Genomic DNA, 19382 nt, shown 5'->3' with positions numbered 1-19382 from the left:
ATGCCGATCAAAAGTCAGGTCATTCTCGACGGGCTGCTCGTCGTCGCTCTCGACCCGACCGAAACGCTCGACCTTGACCCGGATGTGACAGTCCAGCGCTGCCGGAACGTGGTCGCGCTCGGTCCCGACTGTCAGCTCTCGTGGGTCGTCGAGGAGCCGCCGACGGGAGACACCGACGACTACTACTCGATACTCTCGGTCTCGAAGGGCAAGCTTACGGCGAAATCGACCGACCGCCAGTTCCACCGGATCGACACGGCGACGGGGGAACTCGTCGACTCTTGGCGCGAGTACACCTGGCGCGAGGTCTGGATCGACGGGAGTACGATCTCAACCGCCAACTCGCGGCTCGCCCTCCCGCTGAAGCCTAGTATGTGGGATGGCTCGACCGACACGTTCGTCGTTGTGGTAGGTTCCGGGACCGAGGGGGCCGACGACCCGGACGTCTCGGTGTCGCCGCCGAACAACGCCATCGCAGTGGGGCCGGACGGGGCGTTGCGGTGGGTCGCCAGCGGCGTTACGACCCTTGAAGACGACTACTCGCTGCTGAAGCCCTACTGTCTCGGGGACCGTATTATCATCCGATCGGTGACGGACCACTATCACGAATTCGACCCGGAGACGGGGGAAGAGCGTGCGGTTTGGCCGCACGACCAGTTCGAGTTCGGTGGCGAGCGCTTCTCGTTCGGGTCTCCGGTCATTGGCCTCAAGTGGTGCGATGGAGTGACGGTCCTGAAGACGGACGGGCCGAACAGGGGCCACGAGCTCTATGGCTTCGCGGACGACGGCACACAGCTATGGCACAGATCCGACGAGACGCGCTGGCGGCTGCTCAAGAAGGAGGGCGAAATCCGGCTCTGGGATGAGACGACCCGTGGCCGCCCGACGCGGTTCAGATTCGACGAGATGACTGGTAAAATTATAGAAAAACTCACTGGATCGGGCTAGGATCGGCAGTTCGTCGACGAGTGATCGTCAGGCAGGTTCGAGCACGTACACTGCGCTCTCGGTGCCGTAGACGACGAGGTCTTCGAGCACCATCGGGAAGTTCTCGATGTATCCCGGCACTATCGTCTGCCAGCGAGTCTCCAAGGAGTCTGCGTCGACGGCGTACAGTCTCAGATCGGCGTCGAGATCCGGCTGGACGCTGAAGTAGACTGTCCCATCCGCCACGACCGGCTGGCCAGTGTAGCCGTCGATGTCGATCTGGTCGAGAGTCTGGCCGTTCCCGGCGTCGATTCGGTATGGACCGGGTTCTCCCCGGCCGCCGGCATAGACCATACCATCGGCGATTGTTGGGACGGTGCGAATCATCGTTCCATCGGTCCACTCCCACGACAGCGATCCATCTGCAGTCGAGCGGGCCTCGATCCGACCGTCGGTCACGAAGTAAGCTGTACCGTCGGCGACGGAGACACCCACGTCGTTCTGGATCCCCGCGTGTTCGACTGTCCACTGTCGGTCGCCGCTTCCGGTCTCGTAGGCCTTGAGCTGCTGACGGTCCTTCACCAACACGGAGTCGTTGGTGACTGCCAGATCGCTGAGTCCATCCGGGACGGCTGTCGTCCAGAGTTCGTCGCCAGTTTCGGCATCGCGAGCGAACAGTCGCTCCTGCCCTCTGGCGTACACTGTCCCGTCAGTGACAACGAGATCGAAGATGAACTCCTCCAGGGACTTGTCCCAGGCGACGGTGTTGTCGGCCGTAATCGCACTCACTCCGCCTGCCCAGCCGACGTAGACTCTGCTGTCGTCCGTGGCGAGACTGAATATCGTCTCGGGACCCAGATTCTGTTCCCACTGTTTCTCACCGGACAGCAGATCGAAAGCGTAGCAACTGCCCCCTTCGGTGGCGGCATAGACCGTCTCACCGCTAACGAGAGGGACGCTCGCAATCGAATCGAGCGTGTTCGACCAGCGCTCCTGAACGGCAACCGGCGGGCCACTGGCGGTGGTGGCGCGGGTGTTCGCGGCGTCGTAGTCCAGATGTGTCCATTCACCATTGGCGGTGACCGGTCCCTCGAAGGATTGCTCGCTCGTTCCGCCGTCGGGATTGGACGTGTCGCCGTTACCACTGTTCCCGCCGGGTGTGCTGCCGTCGTCGTCGGTGCCTCCAGTGCCGTCGTCGCTGGAACAGCCGGCGAGGCCGACTGCGGCGGTACTGCCGGCGGCGGCGAGCCATCGGCGGCGGCTCCACTGTCGCTGGTTTGTCATGCTACCTCTCGGTGCGAAGCGGAGTAAAATAAGCGTCGGGGAAGCGTGATCCGAATGGATGGCAGAACGGCGCCGATCACTCGAATCGATAGCGACGCTGTGACTACGATGCCTGCGGGATCGACGTTCTCAACGGGGGTCTCGGATTTGCACAGGAAGCGCTCAGTGGCGATACGTCACTGTCGATGGCCAACCGAGGGACGGTCGCGGAGACACCGCTGACCGAGGACATCACGTACTCGGTGCACGGCTCACCGACGTATTTGACGACACGACCGGTAACTCGGGCGACAGTCCCGCAGGTTCGCCCCGGATACGCGAACGTGTCCAGCCCGCAGAACACGCTTCACTCGTCGATGTCGGTTCGGAATCACGACCTCGTGGCTCATCCCGGCTTGCCGATCATCCCCTGGCCGACGTTCTGGTACCTGTCGGTGGACGCCTGGAGCGTTCATGTGAAAGGGGAGTACGCGCGGTTCGCGGTAAGCGCGAACAAGGGTGATCCGTCGACGACGGGCGCGACGACGTACGTGCGCCAGCAGCAGCCGGTCACAGTCGATATCGCCGGACGAAACCGGCGGGTCGGGACGGTCGAGCCGATCAGTTTCGACAGCGACACCCTGGTTGCGATCCCGGTTCCCGGCGGGACGGTCCTGCCAGGCCGTGGGAGTATGGGTGTCGGCGATCGGATCCATGGCCATGGGACCGGCGTGGTCAAAAAGAAGTGTTCGAAGACGTGGGGGCACGTCGGGCCGGGCTTCGACCAGAGCAAAGCTTCGACTGGCCCGAACTGCGCGCGGCCGGGGTCGTCGGGGTCGTTCGGAAGTCAGTGGCTACCCGGGTCGAACAGTGGCGTCTCCTGGGATGATGGTGGCCTGGAATTTCAGGCGGCCGGCGTCGAGATCGACGACGACGGGTTCGAGTACGAGGGCGTGTCTGCGGATCCAAGCTGTGACGAGGACACGCTGTACGACGCGCTCAACGACCAGCCGGAGAACCGCTACAGCAGTGCCGACGACATCGACGATCCGGTCTGGAAGAAGTATTGTCGGCTGTTGCGGCCGGAGTACAGGACGCAGTTCGCGGAGTTCCTCGGAAGCGGCGACGACGATGTCCACCGGAGCTGGGAGCGTTCGGTCAAACAGACGGATATCCGGGTTGGAGAAGTCAGAGAGACGATCAACTACGTCGTCGACGATCCGGGTGAGCCGCTGGACGAGCAACACGACATTACCGAGTTCCGCCTCGCTGAAAACGTCAACCGGGTCGAAGACGGCGTGCCGTCCCACGAAACGCCCGGGATCGTGATCTACTTGACGACCGAAGAGCCCGACTCGTTCGCTCGCGTTTACGACAGCGATGGCTCCCACGCGCCGAGCGGAAACTGGCTGGCAAGGACATACTCGCTCACCGGAAAAGACGAACACAATGTCATCAATACGTTCGCACTCTGGGACGATCGGGTCGTGAAGCCGAGTGCGGACTCGGATGACAAATGGGGCGACTACGACTGCATTGCAAAAATGTTCATAGAACAGGAAGACGACGTTGATATGACTGTGAGCACGGTCGGCGGATTCAGCGCTCGGGTACGCGATCCGCTCCTGCCTGCGCAGGTGAAACGAGTGAACCCAGATGGACGGCCGAGGCTTGAGGGTGGAGTGAAACAATTCCAGATTCTCATCGATCACACTCATTCCGAATGGCCGTTTGAAGAATCGCAGAATATGGTACCCCTGGGACCGATCGAACGGTTCGCAGATGACCCGTCGTATCTACGCAGTCAAATGGGTTCAGCAAGCCAGGGAGATGATCTCTCAAGTGCCTGTTAACAGACGTTTCACGGCTCATCCACTCGTACTGTCGACCAAAACCATTCTATCGGGGGAATAAATACTCCACTGTATGGAAACGGTCGAATTGGGCGGCAAATCTATTTCCATCGATTACGATGGTATCTTGAGCAGTGACACTACTTCCCTACGAATCGCCCCGAAAATAGTGAGTGCTGCGCGGTTTGACGATGGGTTGTTACTTCTGCGTATCGGGATGCCTGAAAAAGTCTCGTCCCCCGACATCGTGGTTCCGGAGGACAGAAACATCGTTGGAATCAGTCCGGAGCCCGGCCACATCTGGACGATCGAAACACCGCGTGAATCGGAGTCGACTCGGTACGATACTCTCGACACTTTGGGCGATCGAATTATCGCCCGGTCGGACACGAACCACTGCCACAATGTTGATCCCGAAACCGGTGAGATTCTGTCCGACTGGCCGGGGACGGAGTTTCAGTTCGGCGATCGGACGTTTTCCTTCCCGCGGGGTGAGGTTGCCCAGATCGAGTGGTTCGATGGAAGGATACTCATTCAGACGACGAGAAAGGACCTGTTCGGGTTCGAGCCGGACGGGACGAAACTGTGGGAGCGCAGGGACGATCCTGGGTGGGGGCTCATCCCGGAAGAAGACCGGTTCATCATCTGGCAACGGCCAAGACGTGGAAAAGAGATGGAATTCGTGTTGGATACCGAGACCGGGAAGATTGTTGAACAGATCCTCGGTGGGGAGTACGGCCAGCAATACGTCGACGAATGACCTGAGGCCGGGTCGCGACACTGGCTGCGGCGAAGGACTCGCTCAGGCCGGTTCGAAGACGGAGGGGACGCCGTAGACCAACAGGTCTTCGAGGACGATGGGTGTCTGGCCCAACTTGTCCGGGGGTTGCATCTCCCATTTCACCGCGTTCGTCTCCGCGTCGATAGCGTACAGTCGAGCGTTCGTCTCTCGGGTCCACGGTCGGCTGACAAAGACCGTCCCGTCGGCGACGACTGGGGGCATGGTGTACCCGTCGATGTCGATCGCGCCGAGGTTCTCCCCGGTTTCGGCGTCGATGCGGTATGGGCCGGTTCTGCCATGTGGGTTAGCGTAGACGACGCCGTCGGCGACGGTTGGCGGGGTCTCTTCGGCAGCGCCATCGGTCCACCGCCACTCAAGAGAGCCGTCCTCGATGGAGCGAGCTTCGATGTTGGTGTCGGCCATGAAGTAGGCTGTGCCGTCGGCGACGGAAACGCTGTTGAGTGCGATGCTGCCGCCGTGTTCGACCTGATAGCGTTGGTCGCCCGTTTCGGCGTCGAACGCTCGGAGATACTGTTGGTCCTTGGTGAGTACCGACCCGCCAGCTACAGCTGGTCGTGACTGTCCGGTATCAACCGTCGTGGTCCAGAGCTCGTCACCCGATGCAGCGTCGCGGGCGTACAGCGTCTTCCCGCTCCGCGTGTAGACTGTTCCGTCCGAGACGAGAACGTCGGCTGGGGAGGTAATGTCCTCAAAGGTCCACTCGACGCTGTTGTCCTTCGTCAACGCCGTCACGCTGCCCTGCTGGGCCACGTAGATGCGATCTCCGATGGCAGCGATATCGTACACTCTCCCGTTCCCCATCGACCGCTCCCATCGCTGATCGCCGGAGAGGAGGTCGAACGCGTAGCAAGAATTCTCCTTGGTTGCGATGTATACCGTTTTCCCACTAACAGCGGGACGTGCGACGGTATCTCCGACATCTTTCGACCACCGCTCCTGCACGGGCACCGGTGGGCCGCTAACTGCCTCGGTCGCGCGGGTGTTACCGGCATCGAGATATCGCATCGGCCACTCACCGTCGGCGGTGACTGGTCCCTCGAACGACTGTGTATTCGTCTCACCGGGATTGGACGTGTCGCCGTTGCCCCTGTTCCCGCCGGGTGTGCTGCCGTCGTCGTCGGTGCCGTCGGTACTCCCGTCGTCGCTGGAACAGCCTGCGAGGCCGACTGCGGCGGTACTGCCGGCGGTCGCCAGCCACTGGCGGCGGCTCCACTGTCGCTGGTCTGTCATGCTAACTATCGCTCCGGAGCGGCGTAAAATAAGCGTCGGGGATCGCGGTCAAGAACGACGATCTGATCGCCTATCCCAGCCTGCCGATCGTCCCGTGGCCGACGTTCTGGGACCTGTCGGTAGACACCTGGTAGGTCGGTGTGCAGGACGAATCCGCTCGATAATAATCAGAATATGACACGAACGGCTGGATGTGTGTTTGGTGCCCGTGGCCGGAGCTGTCGAAATACCGGACGTAGACGGCCATATTACTGTATTCAGACCCGATAGCTGCTGTCTTAACTGCCGCACATCACCCGGGTATACGCGTTTTATTAAATCGAGTCTGATATTCTACTCTCGGAACAAGTAGTAACGTTTATACTTCAAATCTCCCGCTATGGATATGTCGCGATTCGGTGGACTACAAATGGGTGGTGTAAACGACGGTGTTTCCTGCACCGAGTGTGGTGGATCGGTACGACGCACGGGGACGGAAACAGTCTGTGACGATTGTGGGCTCGTCGTCGACGAGGACGCGATCGATCGGGGACCGGAGTGGCGCTCGGGTGACGAGGAGAGCGACGAGCGCCGGACGGGCGCGCCGCTGACGCGGGCCCGTCACGACAAGGGGCTGTCGACGGAAATCGGCTACGGCACGGGTTCGGAGGTTTCGGGTCGGCGACAGCGCCAGCTCGTTCGGATGCGCCGCCAGCACAACCGGGCACGGCTCTCCCCGAAACGGGAGCGCAACCGGCTGTACGCGTTCACCGAGATCAGGCGGATCGTGTCGGTACTGGGGCTCCCGACGACGATCCGCGAGCAGGCGTGTTCGCTGTTCGAGTCGGCCCAGTCCGAGGACCTGCTCTGTGGCCGCTCGCTCGAAGGGTTCGCGGCGGCGGGCGTGTACGCGACCTGTCGGACCAACTCCATCGCCCGGACGATGGACGAGGTCGTGGACATCGCCCGCGCCGATCGGAGCGAACTCAAGGTCGCCTACGACGCATTGAACCGCGAACTCGGGCTCCCCATCGGTCCCATCGACCCGACGGACTACCTGCCCCGGTACGCCTCGGAACTGGGTCTGGAGGCCGACGTGGAGAGTCGGGCGCGGGAGTACGCCGTCACGCTCGTCGAGACCGGCCGCATGGGTGGGAAAAATCCCAGCGGCGTCGCGGCCGCCTGCCTCTACAAGGCGGCCTACGACCACGGCGTCGAGGTGACACAGACCCGGGCGGCCGACCTGGCCGACGTGTCCCGGATGACGATCCGCTCGACGGTGACGGACCTGAAACACCTCCGGCAGGCCGAGGACGTGGAGTTCCCCTTCGAGTGAAACCGTCCGGCACTGTTCCCGCCGAAACCCGTACCCGTCCGGTGGCCTTCCCGCAAGGACGCCTATGTTCGCGGCCGGTGTGCTACCAGTCGGCCCCGATGTTCCGGTCACTCCCTCACACGGACGCAGACGCGAGTCTCCGTACAGATGCGGTCTCGGGTCGCGTTCGGCGGTCGCCCGCCATCGCCGGTGTGGCCCCGGTGCTGACGGTCACGTCCGCCCGTCCCGTACTGCTGTTCGGGGGCCTGTCCGTAGTCGTCCTCCTGGCCGGTGTGTTGACGGTCGCGACGATTCGGACCCGGACGACCACGGAGTCCACCGAGGCCGACGACGCGGACGCGCCGGCACATCCCGACGCCTGGCGGGTCCGCCGACTGCTGGACGAACACGGCGGCCGGCTCCCCCAGTCCGAGATCGTCGAGCGGACCGGCTGGTCGAAATCGAAAGTGAGTCGCGTCCTCTCGGCGATGGCCGAGGACGAACAGGTCCGCAAGATCCGCCTCGGGCGCGAGAACCTCGTCACGCGACCCGGTGACGTGCCGGAACACGCCGGCAGCCCGTTCGACGACGAGTCCCCGAAGGGTTAGGTGCGTGGCGTGTCATCGGACGGGTATGTTCGGGCTGGGGAGTGATTCCTACGAAGACGTCGAGGACGTGGTGGTCGAGGACGCCGACGATCTGGTCCTCTCGAACCCCCAGGACGTGTTCGTCGAACGCCGCGCCGTCGCCGGCGAGTGTCGCATCGAGTCGGTGGGGGACGTGTACCTGACCGCCTCGAACGACGACTTCACGGAGCCGTATCGCGATTGTGTCGTCTCCGGCGGGGACGACACCCGGATCGAGACCTGCCAGGACGTGCTGATTACACGCGGTGCAGTCGACGGCGACCTCGTGATCGAGGACACCCGCGACGACGTGTTCACCGCCGTCACCGACGCCGTCGTTCTCGACGCTGTCGACGACGTGTACCTCCGGGGCGGCGTCAGCCGCGGGGACTCGGTCCGGGTCGAACGCGCCGAGGACGTACGCCTCGAGTCCGACGCGCACGTCCCGGCGGTGACCGCCGACGACACCGGGGACGTTCTCGTCGCTGGCCCCTCGGCCGTCACAGACGGCGTCGAGGAACGGGCGTACCACGAGCGTGCGCCCGTCCACCTCGGCGACGTGGAAGACGTGCTGGTCGAGGCCCGCGCCGTCGAGGGCCGACTGGTCGCGGCCGAGCCGGGCGATATCGACGAGGACGCGGTGCTGTGAGCGGACGGGTGAGCGTGTGACAGCCTTTCTGGAAATTCCGGAAGCGACACGCCACCAGTTAAGCCGCTGGCACCACAGGGGTCTGACATGATCGAGGACGCCCGAGTGTTGCGTGCGGAGTTCGTCCCGCACGAACTCGAACATCGGGACGGCGAGGTGACACACCTGTCACAGGTCCTCGAACCGGTGACGCGGGGCGAGCCCGCGGGCCCGGCGATCATCACCGGCCCGTCGGGCGTGGGCAAGACCTGCGTGGCTCGCTACACCGTCGAGCAGTTGCGCGAACAGCACCTGGACGTGGCGTCCCAGTACGTCAACTGCTGGCAGAACTACTCGCGGTTTCGCGCGCTGTATCGCGTCCTCGAAGGGCTGGGCAAGACCGTCGACATCCACCGGCAGTCGACGCCCCACGACGAACTCCTCGAACGGCTCCGCCGGTACGACGGGCCCCCCTGTGTGGTCGTGCTGGACGAGGCCGACCAGCTGGAGTCGGCGGACGTGCTCTACGACCTGCACGCGCTGTCGACCGTCTCGCTCGTGTTGATCGCCAACCGCGAGGCGGACCTGTTCGCCGGGGCCGACGACCGACTGCGCAGTCGCCTCCGGGGGAGCGAGCGGATCGGCTTCGACCGCTACGGGATCGACGAGCTCACGTCGATCCTGCAGGCGCGTGCCCGCTGGGGGCTGACGGCGGACGCCGTGACGCCCGACCAGTTGCGCGACATCGCCGACGCCGCCGCGGGGGACGCCCGCGTGGCGATCAGCATCCTCCGGAACGCCGCCCGGCGCGCCCAGCGGACGACTGCGGCGACGATCACCGACGAAATCGTCGCGGAAGCGGTCCCGGCCGGCCGGTCGGCGGTCCACCGGCGCACCCTCGACACCCTCACGCCCCACCAGCGGGCCGTCTACGAGATCGTCGAAGACGCCGGCCGGATCGACCCCTCGACGCTGTACCGGCGCTATCGGGAAGCCGTCGACGACCCGAAGACCGACCGCACCGTCAGGAACTACCTCGGGAAGATGGTCCAGTACGACCTGCTGGTCGCGGAGGGCACGAGCCGCGACCGCACATATCGGGTCGTCGAGCCCGCGGCCGACGAGGGCTGACGCCGGCGCCACAGACCGATTTCCGCCACGGACAGGTTTATTCCGCTCTCGGCCAACTAGAACGCGCTCCCATGAGTGACTCCGAGTACGCGTTGCTGGCACGACTCGAAGCCAAGGACGGCAAAGAATCCGAGGTCCAGGAGTTCCTGGAGTCGGCGCTCCCGATGGCCGAAGACGAACCCGACACGACGACCTGGTTCGCCCTCCGGATGGGCGAGTCGACGTTCGGCATCTTCGACACGTTCCCCGACGAGGACGGCCGGCAGGCCCACCTCGACGGCGAGATCGCCGCCGCGCTGCTGGAGCAGGCCGACGACCTGCTCGCCGAAGACCCCCAGATCGAGGAGGTCGACGTGCTCGCGGCCAAACACGCCTGAGCCACCGGCGACCGCGACGGCGACCCCGCACCGTGACAACTCTTCTGGAAACCCGCGAAACCTTCCGTTCAGGGCCGCGAACCTCCGCTCGTGACCGGGACCGGGCTTTCCGGAACTTCCGGAAACGACGCGCCAGCGCCCTTTTCGATGGCCCCACTCGGTCCGGGTATGGATCGCACTCGACTCCCCGAACTGCCGACGCTCGACTCCGGGATCCAGTTGCTCGCGACCGACGGCCAGCGAGCCGGCGAACCGCTCCGTGCGCTCGTCCTCGACCACGCGCTCGGCGGTGGACAGGTCCGCTGGGTCGACAGCCGCGGGTACGCACGCACCGACCGGCTGGCCCGACTCGCCCCGGACCCGCGGGCGCTCGACCGCATCCGGATCGCTCGCGGGTTCACCGCGCATCAGCACGTCGCGCTGGTGCGCCGACTGCCAGACGTGGTGACCGACGACACCGCGCTGGTCGTCCTGCCGGCGATGGACGCACCCTACCGGGCCGACGACGTGTCCCGGGGCCGTGTCCTCCTGCTCCGGAGTCTCGCCACCGTCGCCCGGGTCGCCCGCGACCACGCGGTCCCGGTGCTGGTGACCCGGACCGATCCCGAGGGCCTCGGCGAACCCCTCGCGGCGGCCGCCGACCGCACCGTGGAGTGCCGGCAGACGCCACAGGGGCCACGGTTCGTCACCGACGACTTCGAGACGCTGGTCTACCCGCAGGGGGACGGTATCGTCCAGACGACGCTCGCGTTCTGGCGGCGCGTGCTGGCCGCCCGCGCGCCGGCCGCCGGCGACGGGCCCGCTCAGGACGACTACCCCCGCCCCGCGGAGGTGACCGTCGATGGGGCGCACTAACCCGACCTTCCGGGATCGGCTGGAGCGACTGCGCGCCGACTGGAGCGACTACCGGCGGGCGCTCCGCCGACGCGACGAGCCACACTTCGACCGGCTGTTCGAGCACGCTCGCGCCCACGCCGACGCCTGCGGCTACCTGAACCACGACTCGCCCATCGTCCCGGTCCTGCTGTCGGTAGCGCTGGAACAGCAGGCGACCATCGCCGCCCTCGAAGAGCGGGTGGCCGCGCTGGAAGCCGCTGAGGACGACAGCGGGCGCGAGGTCGACGCCTGCCAGACCGCGATCGAGCGCCCCTGGCCGGGCGGGGTCGACGAATGACGTTGACCGTCGACTTCGCGGACGGCGAGGCGCGAAGCGCCGCTGGCGGCCGGACGCGGTCCGGCGACCCGCTCGTCTGGGAGTGTACCGACGACGGCGCGACGGCGACCCGTGACACCGACTACGCGCCGACGCTGTGGGTCACCCGCGAGGACGGCCCCGTCGCGGCCGCCCGCGAGACCGTCGCCGATATGCTCGACGTGACCGCCACGACCGTCGAGCGCCGCCGTCGCGGGTGGCGTGCCGACCCCGAACCTGTCCTCCGGGTCACCGTCGACCGCGTGGACCGAGTTCGGTCCGTAGCGACCAAACTCGTCGACCTCGGCCGCCCCGGCGAGTACCGCTGTTACGGCGTGGACCTCTCGCCCGGCTTCCGGTACTGTCTGGATCGGGGTCTGTCGCCGGTGCCCGACCGCGAGTTGCGGACGCTCGAACTCGGCACGCCCGAAGCGGCTCGCAACGGCGACCCGCTCGATTCGGTGACCGTCGACGGTGATTCCCACGAAGGAAATACGGGTGATCTCGTCACGCTGGTCGCCGACGCCGTGGCCGAGACTGACCCCGACGTGCTGGTCCTGGACGCGGGCGCGACGATTCCGACGCTGTACGAGGCGGCGGCGACGACCGGCCAGACCCTGCAACTGGGCCGCCGGCCGGGCTGGAAGCGTCTGGCCGGGGACTCGACCTACGAGAGCTACGGGCAGGTCCATCACTCGCCCGCGCGGTACACCGTTCCGGGTCGGGCCGTCGTCGACCGCTCGAACACGTTCTTCTACGAGCAGGCCGGGCTGGACGGCTGTCTCGATCTGGTCGCACGGTCGTGGAAACCCCTGCAGGAACTCGCCTGGGCCTCCATCGGGAACGTGTTGACGGCGATCCAGATCCGCGAGGCTCGCGACCGGGGCGTGCTGGTGCCCTGGCGCTCCTACCGCCACGAGCGGTTCAAGTCCGCGCGCACGCTCGCCGACGCCGACCGCGGCGGCCACACCCTCGAACCCGCGGTGGGCGTCCACGAGGACGTGCACGAACTCGACTTCGGGAGCCTCTACCCGTCGATCATGATCGAGTACAACCTGAGCCCCGAGACGGTCTGCTGTGACTGTCACGACCGTGCGGACGTGCCTGGACTGGGCTACAGTGTCTGTGACGACCGGGGCTACCTCCCGGACGTGCTCGCCCCGCTCGTCACCGACCGCCGGGCGATGAAACGCGAGCGAGCGGCGACCGACGACCCCGAACGCCGGCAGGCACTCGACCGGAAAATCGAGGCGATCAAGTGGATCCTCGTCTCCTGCTTTGGCTATCAGGGCTTTTCCAACGCCAAGTTCGGTCGGATCGAGTGCCACGAGGCGATCAACGCCTACGCCCGCGAGATCCTGCTGGACGCGAAAGCCGAACTGGAAGCCGGCGGCTGGCGCGTGCTGCACGGCATCGTCGACAGCCTGTGGGTGACCGCCGCGCCGGACGTACCCGACCGCGATCGGACGCCCCTCGACGAGTTGGCCGAGCGGGTCTCCACCGAGGCGGGCGTCCCCGCGAGCGGAGCGAGTGAGGGCCCGGGAGAGCAACGCTCGTCCGGTGTCCCGCTGGAGTACGAGGCGGCTTACGACTGGATCGCGTTCGTGCCCCGGGCCGACAGCGAGTCCGGCGCGCTGACGAAGTACTTCGGGAAGGTCACCGATCCCGACTCGTCCGACGACGGCTACACCTACCGCGGCATCGAGTGCCGGCAGGACAGCACGCCGCCGTTCGTCGCCGACTGCCAGCGCGAGTTGATCCGGACGTTCGACACACACCACGAGCCAGAACCGATCTGTGATCGGCTCGCCGGCCAGCTCCGGGACCTCCGGACCGGTGCCGTGGATCCCGGCGACCTGATCGTGGAGAAGCGCGTCTCGAAGGATCGGGCAGCCTACGACCAGTACACCCACTCGGTCGCCGCACTGGATCGACTCGCCGACGCGGGAATCGACCGCCACGCCGGTCAGCGCGTACGCTACGTCGTCACCGACGACGACTGTGATTCCCGCGAGCGGGTGCGTCTGGCCCGCGAGTCCCCGACCGACTACGACGCCGAGTGCTACGCCGACCGGCTCGTTCGGGCGGCCGAGAGCGTCTGTGCACCGCTTGGCTGGCGTCGCGGAGACATCGAGGACTACCTCGCGGAGCGGACGGACGCGTCGCTGTCGGCGTTCGGTCGATAGCGGAAAATTTGGTGCCGATCAGTTCTTGGCGATCCCGGGCTGCCAGTCGCGCAGCCAGGTGACGCCAGCGCCGACGAGTCCGGCTGGGATCGCCATGACGATGGAGCCGACGATGAAATCACCGAGGCTGCCACCGCTGCCACCGCCCGCACCGCCACCGCTGCCGCCGAGAACGGTGATGAGGAGGGCCACGATGATGCCCATCACGACGAAGCCCGCGGCGTTGCTGACGAACGCGAGGAAGTACGTCTGGTTGTCGACCTTGCCGATCTGGAGAAAGTCCTGCAACCCGATGACTGCCGCCAGGATGCTCCCACCGAAGATCGCGACGCCGAACGCCATCAGCGTGATGCCGAAGCTGATGAAACCCGTGGAGCTGGCTGTGCCTCCGCCACCGAGAAGCGAGTCGGCGAGGATGGCGGTGAGACCGATACCGACGCCGACGACGGCGAAGATGCCGACGACGTACTTCACGACCGACTGACCGGCCGGCCGGTTCAGCACGTCGGTCGCGCTCGGGCCGGTCTGGACCTGCTGGGCACGCCCCTGGCCGGGCTGGGTCTGCCCTGGCTGTCCGCCAGTCTGCCCGCTAGCCTGGCCAGCCTGTCCGGGCTGTCCACCGGTCTGGCCACCCGTCTGGCCGCCGGTCTGCCCGCCCTGGGCTGTCTGTCCACCCTCGTCGTTCCCCGTCGGATCGTCGTCCGAACTCATGAGTGTTACATTCAATAGACAGGTAATAAAGGTGAACGTTGACAGACGTTGTCGATACCGGGCTGTTTCCGCGTCTCCGGGCTGACCGGGGACGAACCCGCCTTGCCGGGTGTCGACGTCGGCGGACCCGAGACCGCCTCCTTTTGGGCGTCGACCGACAACGACGCCCATGGAGAGCCTCGAAGCCGAACTCGACCGGGCGCGCGACCTCGACGTGGCCGCCCTCGCCGACGCCATCGTCGAAATCGGGTTCGAGTGTACACGCTGTGGAGCCTGTTGCAAGGCCGAAACCTGCGGAAGCGAGGACGGAGACGAGAACGGGGAGTCCGAACCCCACACGGCGACGGTCTTCCCCGACGAGATTCGGCGGGTACAGGATACCGGCGACGAGGAGTACGACTTCCGTGACGTGGCCCGGCCGATGCCCTACGGCCTCGAAGACGGGCCAGCGGGTCCGGAGGGCGAGACGTTCGAGTGGGCGCTCCAGACCGACGACTGTGGCGACTGCACCTTCTACGAGGAGCGAGAGGCGTCGGAGACGCCTCACGGAGACGCCGGTACGGGGGCCTGTACGGTCCACGAGGATCGACCGCTGATCTGCCGGACCTACCCGTTCTCCGTCGCACTCGGGGGCACCAGCCAGCCGATGGGGGAGGCCGTGGATAGCGAGGGTATGGTCCGGGCCCACGAGTGTGAGGGGCTGGGACGGGACATCTCGCGGGCCGAGGCCGAGGATCTGGCCGCGGCGCTGAAAGAGCGAGCGATCCGGGAGATAGAGGAGGCCATCGCGGTTCGGGACGCGTACGAACCGGTCGAGACGGGGCCGGGCGAGGTCGTCGTCCACGATTCGGAGGGACAGAAGCGACCGGACGGGACGCCGCTGGACTGAGGGGACAGAGCGCCGGTCAAGGGCCGAGCCACGGGCAAGTTCTTTACTGTAGGCCTACCACATACCCATGGAGGTCTAACCTTGGAGATATCTGATAAACTCCTGTGTTTGTTCAGCGCCGAAGTCGAGCGGAGCGAGGACGGGTACGTGATCGAGGTACCACAGCGCGAACTCGACACTGGTTCGGTCGAAGCCGGGGACACTTACCGGGTGGCGCTCATCGAGAGCGAGCGGGAAGAACCGTCCGAGGACGAGCCCGAAACGCCCTCGTCGGAGCCCCAGCCCCCGGTCGAGGCCGGCGAGATCCGCTACGTCGAGATCGAGGACATCGGCAAACAGGGCGATGGGATCGCCCGCGTCGAACGCGGCTACGTCATCATCGTCCCCGGTGCCGAGATCGGGGAACGCGTGAAAGTCGAGGTTACCGAAGTCAAGTCCAACTTCGCGGTCGGCGAGATCATCGAAGAGGACCTCTGACCGTTACCCGGCTGTACCAACGGACCCGCCTCGTCATCGATCCCGGACCGTTCTCTCTCCGACGGATGCGCAAAACCGCCAGACAGCAGGCGGTTAACCGTCTGTACCAAACCCGCTAAAGGGAACCTTACCGTACGGATTAGTATGAGCGCGACCGCGACTGCGACGACCCAGGCGGCGACCAGCCTTTCCGAGAAACAGTCCCGCATCCTCGAGTACCTCCGTGAGAACGCCGACACCCAGACCTACTTCAAATCACGCCTCATCGGCGACGCACTGGATCTGTCCGCCAAGGAAGTCGGCACCAATATGCCCGCCATCCAGAACGGCGACTTCGAGGTCGACGTCGAGAAGTGGGGCTACTCCTCCTCGACGACCTGGAAAGTCACGGCCTGAAGCCCACGTCCGCGTCCGCTCGTTTTCTACGCGTCGTAACTGAGTAGCGTATCGGCCTCGGCCGCCAGCGCCGCGGCGTCCGAGTCGAACGAGTCGGCGTACCGCACGAGCAAGAGCATGATCGTCTCCGGGCTTTCGACGGCGTAGCCGTCCGTCCGCGAGAGCAGACCCGCCGTCTCGAGTTCGCTCGCGTACTTGCTGACCGTCGGCGTCGAGACATCCAGTCGGTCGGCCAGGCCGCTCGCGGTCAGCGCCGGGTCGCGCAACAGCGCGACGAGCATCCCTCGCGGTGTCTCCCGGCGCAGGTACCCCAGCGCGACCTGTTCGAACTCCGAGAACCGGTCGGCCGGGAAGTACCGGCGGTAGTCGCCGTCCTTGCGGCTCTCGACGACTCCCTCCCGGACGAGCCGACGGAGGTGGTGCTGGGTCTCGCCGGTGCCCAGTTGCAGGTCGTCCCGGAGCTTCGAGAAGTGTGCGCCGGGTGTCGCGGCGACGTAGCCCGCGATGGCGTCGGGTGCGTCGCTGTCGCTCCGTTCGTCGGACTGGAAGCGAGCGAGGGGGCTGGCCGCGCCGATCGCTGCGAACCGGCGCAACGTCGACCGCTTGGACTCGTCCACCCCCTCCTCAGGCATACCTATCCGTTGGTAAGACGTAGATAAAACGGCTTCGACTAGCCATCCTGGCCCATTCGCGTCCGGACGGGTGCGCCGTCCGTGCGCGTCGGTTGCGGAAACGTCGCAGCGCTACTTGCCGTCGCCCTCGCCGTCGGTGTCGCCGTCGACGCTCGTTCCGCCGCCACCGCCGGTCTCGAAGTCGTCGTCCATCTCCTCGATGACGTCGTCGGGATCTTTGATCTCGGCGGGGTTGTTCCCCTGCTTGACGGCTTTGGCCTGTTCTTCCATGGCCTCGACGTCGACCTCGGCCTCCTGGTCGATCTGGCCGAGGATCTCCTCGATGTTGTCGAGCCCGAGCATCTCGCGGGTCTCCGAGTCGAAATCCAGACTGTCGAGGGTGCCCTCGCCGTTGGTCTGGACGTCGCTGCCGGAGAGGTGCTTGCCGTAGCGGCCGACCATCGACGTCAGCTCCTGGGGCAGGACGAAGGTGTTCGACTCGCCCTGGCCGATGTTCTCCAGCGTCTCCATGCCTTTCTCGATGACGGCGCGTTCGCCCATCGACTCGGCGGATTTGGCACGCAGCACGGTCGAAATCGCGTCACCCTGTGCTTCGAGGATCTGGCTCTGCTTTTCACCCTGTGCGCGGATGATGTTGGACTGTTTGTCACCCTCGGCCTTCTCGACTGCGGAGCGTCGTTCACCCTGCGCTTCGAGGATCATCGCACGGCGGCGACGCTCGGCGGAGGTCTGTTGCTCCATGGCCTGCTGAACGTCCTGGGAGGGGTTGACCTCGCGGACCTCGACGGACTCGACGCGGATCCCCCACTCGTCGGTCGGTTCGTCGAGCTCGCGGCGGATCTTCGCGTTGATCTCCTGGCGCTTGTTCAGCGTGTCGTCGAGTTCCATGTCGCCCAGCACGGCACGGAGGGTGGTCTGGGCGAGGTTGGAGACGGCGCGCTTGTAGTCGTCGACTTCGAGGTAGGCCTTCTTCGCGTCCATCACCTTGATGTAGACGACGGCGTCGGCGGTCACCGGCGAGTTGTCGCGGGTGATCGCCTCCTGCCGGGGCACGTCCAGCGTCTGCGTCCGCATATCGAACGTGTGGGTTCGCGAGACGAACGGCGGGACGAAGCTGATACCCGGTTCGAGCAGTTTGCGGTACTCACCGAAGACGGTCAACGCGCGCTTTTCCGTCGCGTCGACGATCTCGACCATCTGGTAGACGGTGACCACGGCGAGCATCAACACCAAGATCAGGACGATGCTGATGGTGCCACCGCCGAGTTGTAGTACTGTCGCGGGGAACATTACTTCGACTTTCGGACGAACAACAGAAAAGGGTTCGGTCCAACGGGGTCCCGTGGTCTCGTCAGTACTACAGGACGCGAACGACACCGGACAGGAACGCAAAAGGGTTCGGTACGGTCGGGAAAGTGGCTCCGTGATGGTTGGGTTGGGGGGAGCGAAACCGGAACGGGGCGAGCCGACGTGGGAGCTCGCCGCGCTCGTGGACAACGGAACCACTGACACCAGTGGTGACCAGCCACGTAGTCGCTGACAGCGCACTGTGGGGTGTGACTACCTCACCGACCACCTCCCGTGCCGGTAGCGCCGGCGACCCCTCTCGCCACACGGGAACTGACCGAACGTGCGGCGTGTCTCCCGTTCCTGTACGCCCGTCGTCGTCTGAACATTACATCTACACGTATGTCCGAGGAGGATAATAAAGATTGGGTATAAGGAAAGTAATATCGAATATTAGTGTTTGGTCATACTGATTACCTCGGAGAAAGAAGGCGATCGTAAAACTATACGTCCGGTTCGGTTGTGGATCGGCGGATCGAGTCGATCTCGCGGGGGTAAAACTGAGCGTCTGTCCGTGGTCAGGCCGCGTCCGGGTCCGCGTCGGGTTCGCCCGTCTCGGTCTCCCGTTTGCGGGCTTCCGCTGCGAGTTCGCGGTCGATGTCGTCGGCGATGTCCTCGATGGCTTCGACCGTGACGACGTTGCCCCCGCCGGGGTCGATGACGATGATCTCGGTCCCTTCGGCGATCTCGCCGTCGACGGAGCGGGCCCGGTAGTGGGGGTTGAAGCCGCCCTCGTCGAGTTTCACCTCGCCGCCGGTCTCGGTGACGCGCTCGGTGACGCGGCCGGTCTGGCCCCGCAGGTCGTCCGAGGAACTGGTCTGGCCCGACCCCTTCCCGCCGTAGAAGTCGAACTGGCGGTACCCGTAGAGGGTGAGCCCGCCGACGACCAGTACCAGCGCCGCCAGCACGAGCGGCGCGAAGATGCCGATACTCGTGGGCAAGAGGAGGCCGGCGATGCCGGCGACCAGGAGGGCGACGCCCAGGACGATGAAGTGGGCACCGGGGGCCAGCGCCTCGGCGATCACCAGCCCTGCCCCCGCGATCACGAGGAGCAAGGCCAGGTCCTGTCCCAGCACCGAGGCCTGTGCGAACAACCAGGATACCATACCCGCGGGTAGGGCCGCCCCGGGGTTAAGCTTCGGGGTCGGCGGTTCAGATCAGTCCCAGGATCGCCATGAAAAACAGGACGGTACACAGCGCGCCGAGCAGGACGAACGCCGTGTTCTCCATCGAGGGCGATCCCGGTTCGAGCGGCTGATCGAGGACCATCGACCCGGCGACGTTCCCCTCCTCGCCGTCCTCGTCCTCGTCCTCGTCCTCGCCCTCGCCCTCGTCGGTCCTCGCCGACCCGTCGCCGTCCTCCTCGGGTAGGTCCTCGAGTTCGAACTTCCAGCCGCCCTCGTCGTCCGCCTCGGACATAC

The 19382-nt window shown here is 65.5% G+C and carries 21 protein-coding genes; 14 read left to right on the top strand and 7 right to left on the bottom strand.

Features of this window, described 5'->3' with window-relative positions; translation table 11 throughout:
* Positions 1-948, top strand: coding sequence for a DUF7957 family protein (locus BMX17_RS03580; RefSeq protein ID WP_092657726.1), 948 nt, complete (start codon positions 1-3; stop codon positions 946-948).
* A 27-nt stretch (positions 949-975) separates the two neighbouring features.
* On the opposite strand, the gene BMX17_RS03575 is transcribed toward BMX17_RS03580, so the two are convergent.
* Positions 976-2211: an outer membrane protein assembly factor BamB family protein gene (locus BMX17_RS03575; protein ID WP_092657725.1), complete on the bottom strand. Its 1236-nt coding sequence runs from the start codon at positions 2209-2211 to the stop codon at positions 976-978.
* A 185-nt stretch (positions 2212-2396) separates the two neighbouring features.
* Here BMX17_RS03575 and BMX17_RS03570 point away from each other — a divergent pair, with 185 nt between their 5' ends.
* Positions 2397-4043: a DUF7286 family protein gene (locus BMX17_RS03570; protein ID WP_092657723.1), complete on the top strand. Its 1647-nt coding sequence runs from the start codon at positions 2397-2399 to the stop codon at positions 4041-4043.
* Between the two features lie 73 nt (positions 4044-4116).
* Positions 4117-4803, top strand: a complete 687-nt coding sequence (locus BMX17_RS03565) for a hypothetical protein (protein ID WP_092657721.1) — start codon at positions 4117-4119, stop codon at positions 4801-4803.
* 42 nt (positions 4804-4845) lie between these two features.
* On the opposite strand, the gene BMX17_RS03560 is transcribed toward BMX17_RS03565, so the two are convergent.
* Positions 4846-6075, bottom strand: coding sequence for an outer membrane protein assembly factor BamB family protein (locus BMX17_RS03560; RefSeq protein WP_092657719.1), 1230 nt, complete (start codon positions 6073-6075; stop codon positions 4846-4848).
* Positions 6076-6484: 409 nt separating this feature from the next.
* Between BMX17_RS03560 and BMX17_RS03555 the strand changes: the two genes are divergently transcribed.
* From BMX17_RS03555 to BMX17_RS03520, 8 genes are all read left to right on the top strand, one after another.
* On the top strand, positions 6485-7390 hold the full coding sequence (locus tag BMX17_RS03555; protein ID WP_092657717.1) for a transcription initiation factor IIB: 906 nt from the start codon (positions 6485-6487) through the stop codon (positions 7388-7390).
* A 98-nt stretch (positions 7391-7488) separates the two neighbouring features.
* Positions 7489-7977, top strand: a complete 489-nt coding sequence (locus BMX17_RS03550) for a helix-turn-helix transcriptional regulator (protein ID WP_092657715.1) — start codon at positions 7489-7491, stop codon at positions 7975-7977.
* Between the two features lie 25 nt (positions 7978-8002).
* Positions 8003-8644 carry a hypothetical protein gene (locus tag BMX17_RS03545; protein ID WP_092657713.1) on the top strand — a complete coding sequence of 214 codons (642 nt, stop codon included), beginning with the start codon at positions 8003-8005 and terminating at the stop codon, positions 8642-8644.
* An 87-nt stretch (positions 8645-8731) separates the two neighbouring features.
* The gene (locus BMX17_RS03540) at positions 8732-9754 is read left to right on the top strand and encodes a Cdc6/Cdc18 family protein (RefSeq protein ID WP_092657711.1); all 1023 of its coding nucleotides are present in this window, start codon (positions 8732-8734) and stop codon (positions 9752-9754) included.
* Between the two features lie 71 nt (positions 9755-9825).
* A complete protein-coding gene (locus tag BMX17_RS03535) occupies positions 9826-10131 on the top strand; it encodes a putative quinol monooxygenase (protein ID WP_092657709.1) in 306 nt (101 codons plus the stop codon).
* Between the two features lie 168 nt (positions 10132-10299).
* A complete protein-coding gene (locus BMX17_RS03530; RefSeq protein ID WP_092657707.1) occupies positions 10300-10986 on the top strand; it encodes a P-loop NTPase family protein in 687 nt (228 codons plus the stop codon).
* Positions 10973-11305, top strand: a complete 333-nt coding sequence (locus BMX17_RS03525; RefSeq protein ID WP_092657705.1) for a DUF8156 family protein — start codon at positions 10973-10975, stop codon at positions 11303-11305. Before BMX17_RS03530 ends, BMX17_RS03525 begins: the two co-directional genes overlap by 14 nt.
* Entirely contained in the window at positions 11302-13509 is a 2208-nt protein-coding gene (locus BMX17_RS03520; protein WP_092657703.1) for a type B DNA-directed DNA polymerase, read from the top strand. Before BMX17_RS03525 ends, BMX17_RS03520 begins: the two co-directional genes overlap by 4 nt.
* A gap of 18 nt (positions 13510-13527) precedes the next feature.
* On the opposite strand, the gene BMX17_RS03515 is transcribed toward BMX17_RS03520, so the two are convergent.
* Positions 13528-14220 (bottom strand): hypothetical protein, encoded by a 693-nt coding sequence (locus BMX17_RS03515; protein ID WP_092657701.1) that lies wholly within the window; start codon positions 14218-14220, stop codon positions 13528-13530.
* A gap of 169 nt (positions 14221-14389) precedes the next feature.
* Between BMX17_RS03515 and BMX17_RS03510 the strand changes: the two genes are divergently transcribed.
* From BMX17_RS03510 to BMX17_RS03500, 3 genes are all read left to right on the top strand, one after another.
* Complete coding sequence (locus BMX17_RS03510) at positions 14390-15109, top strand: YkgJ family cysteine cluster protein (RefSeq protein ID WP_092657699.1); 720 nt, start codon at positions 14390-14392, stop codon at positions 15107-15109.
* Between the two features lie 81 nt (positions 15110-15190).
* The gene (locus BMX17_RS03505; RefSeq protein WP_092657697.1) at positions 15191-15586 is read left to right on the top strand and encodes a TRAM domain-containing protein; all 396 of its coding nucleotides are present in this window, start codon (positions 15191-15193) and stop codon (positions 15584-15586) included.
* 144 nt (positions 15587-15730) lie between these two features.
* Positions 15731-15982: a DUF7123 family protein gene (locus BMX17_RS03500; RefSeq protein WP_092657695.1), complete on the top strand. Its 252-nt coding sequence runs from the start codon at positions 15731-15733 to the stop codon at positions 15980-15982.
* 26 nt (positions 15983-16008) lie between these two features.
* Here the strand turns inward: BMX17_RS03500 and BMX17_RS03495 are convergent, their stop codons facing one another.
* The 4 genes from BMX17_RS03495 to BMX17_RS03480 form a co-directional block, all read right to left on the bottom strand.
* Entirely contained in the window at positions 16009-16614 is a 606-nt protein-coding gene (locus BMX17_RS03495) for a winged helix-turn-helix transcriptional regulator (RefSeq protein ID WP_092657693.1), read from the bottom strand.
* 111 nt (positions 16615-16725) lie between these two features.
* On the bottom strand, positions 16726-17904 hold the full coding sequence (locus BMX17_RS03490) for an SPFH domain-containing protein (RefSeq protein ID WP_092657691.1): 1179 nt from the start codon (positions 17902-17904) through the stop codon (positions 16726-16728).
* A 575-nt stretch (positions 17905-18479) separates the two neighbouring features.
* Positions 18480-19067 (bottom strand): NfeD family protein, encoded by a 588-nt coding sequence (locus BMX17_RS03485; RefSeq protein ID WP_092657689.1) that lies wholly within the window; start codon positions 19065-19067, stop codon positions 18480-18482.
* Positions 19068-19113: 46 nt separating this feature from the next.
* Positions 19114-19380, bottom strand: coding sequence for a DUF7312 domain-containing protein (locus BMX17_RS03480; protein ID WP_092657687.1), 267 nt, complete (start codon positions 19378-19380; stop codon positions 19114-19116).
* Positions 19381-19382: the final 2 nt, after the last annotated feature.

It is taken from the genome of Halorientalis persicus (assembly GCF_900110215.1).
Lineage (GTDB): Archaea > Halobacteriota > Halobacteria > Halobacteriales > Haloarculaceae > Halorientalis > Halorientalis persica.
The sequence above is the reverse complement of the archived record's forward strand: the minus strand, read 5'-3'. Positions and strand labels throughout refer to the sequence as shown.

Excerpts from the sequence above, each read along its gene's own strand:
- BMX17_RS03565 (WP_092657721.1), top strand. The coding sequence starts at position 4,117 with ATGGAAACGGTCGAATTGGGCGGCAAATCTATTTCCATCGATTACGAT.
- BMX17_RS03540 (WP_092657711.1), top strand. The coding sequence starts at position 8,732 with ATGATCGAGGACGCCCGAGTGTTGCGTGCGGAGTTCGTCCCGCACGAA.
- BMX17_RS03500 (WP_092657695.1), top strand. The coding sequence starts at position 15,731 with ATGAGCGCGACCGCGACTGCGACGACCCAGGCGGCGACCAGCCTTTCC.
- BMX17_RS03555 (WP_092657717.1), top strand. The coding sequence starts at position 6,485 with ATGGGTGGTGTAAACGACGGTGTTTCCTGCACCGAGTGTGGTGGATCG.
- BMX17_RS03495 (WP_092657693.1), bottom strand. The coding sequence starts at position 16,614 with ATGCCTGAGGAGGGGGTGGACGAGTCCAAGCGGTCGACGTTGCGCCGG.
- BMX17_RS03550 (WP_092657715.1), top strand. The coding sequence starts at position 7,489 with ATGTTCCGGTCACTCCCTCACACGGACGCAGACGCGAGTCTCCGTACA.
- BMX17_RS03580 (WP_092657726.1), top strand. The coding sequence starts at position 1 with ATGCCGATCAAAAGTCAGGTCATTCTCGACGGGCTGCTCGTCGTCGCT.
- BMX17_RS03515 (WP_092657701.1), bottom strand. The coding sequence starts at position 14,220 with ATGAGTTCGGACGACGATCCGACGGGGAACGACGAGGGTGGACAGACA.
- BMX17_RS03520 (WP_092657703.1), top strand. The coding sequence starts at position 11,302 with ATGACGTTGACCGTCGACTTCGCGGACGGCGAGGCGCGAAGCGCCGCT.
- BMX17_RS03560 (WP_092657719.1), bottom strand. The coding sequence starts at position 6,075 with ATGACAGACCAGCGACAGTGGAGCCGCCGCCAGTGGCTGGCGACCGCC.
- BMX17_RS03490 (WP_092657691.1), bottom strand. The coding sequence starts at position 17,904 with ATGTTCCCCGCGACAGTACTACAACTCGGCGGTGGCACCATCAGCATC.
- BMX17_RS03535 (WP_092657709.1), top strand. The coding sequence starts at position 9,826 with ATGAGTGACTCCGAGTACGCGTTGCTGGCACGACTCGAAGCCAAGGAC.
- BMX17_RS03530 (WP_092657707.1), top strand. The coding sequence starts at position 10,300 with ATGGATCGCACTCGACTCCCCGAACTGCCGACGCTCGACTCCGGGATC.
- BMX17_RS03525 (WP_092657705.1), top strand. The coding sequence starts at position 10,973 with ATGGGGCGCACTAACCCGACCTTCCGGGATCGGCTGGAGCGACTGCGC.
- BMX17_RS03575 (WP_092657725.1), bottom strand. The coding sequence starts at position 2,211 with ATGACAAACCAGCGACAGTGGAGCCGCCGCCGATGGCTCGCCGCCGCC.
- BMX17_RS03480 (WP_092657687.1), bottom strand. The coding sequence starts at position 19,380 with ATGTCCGAGGCGGACGACGAGGGCGGCTGGAAGTTCGAACTCGAGGAC.
- BMX17_RS03485 (WP_092657689.1), bottom strand. The coding sequence starts at position 19,067 with ATGGTATCCTGGTTGTTCGCACAGGCCTCGGTGCTGGGACAGGACCTG.
- BMX17_RS03570 (WP_092657723.1), top strand. The coding sequence starts at position 2,397 with ATGGCCAACCGAGGGACGGTCGCGGAGACACCGCTGACCGAGGACATC.
- BMX17_RS03545 (WP_092657713.1), top strand. The coding sequence starts at position 8,003 with ATGTTCGGGCTGGGGAGTGATTCCTACGAAGACGTCGAGGACGTGGTG.
- BMX17_RS03510 (WP_092657699.1), top strand. The coding sequence starts at position 14,390 with ATGGAGAGCCTCGAAGCCGAACTCGACCGGGCGCGCGACCTCGACGTG.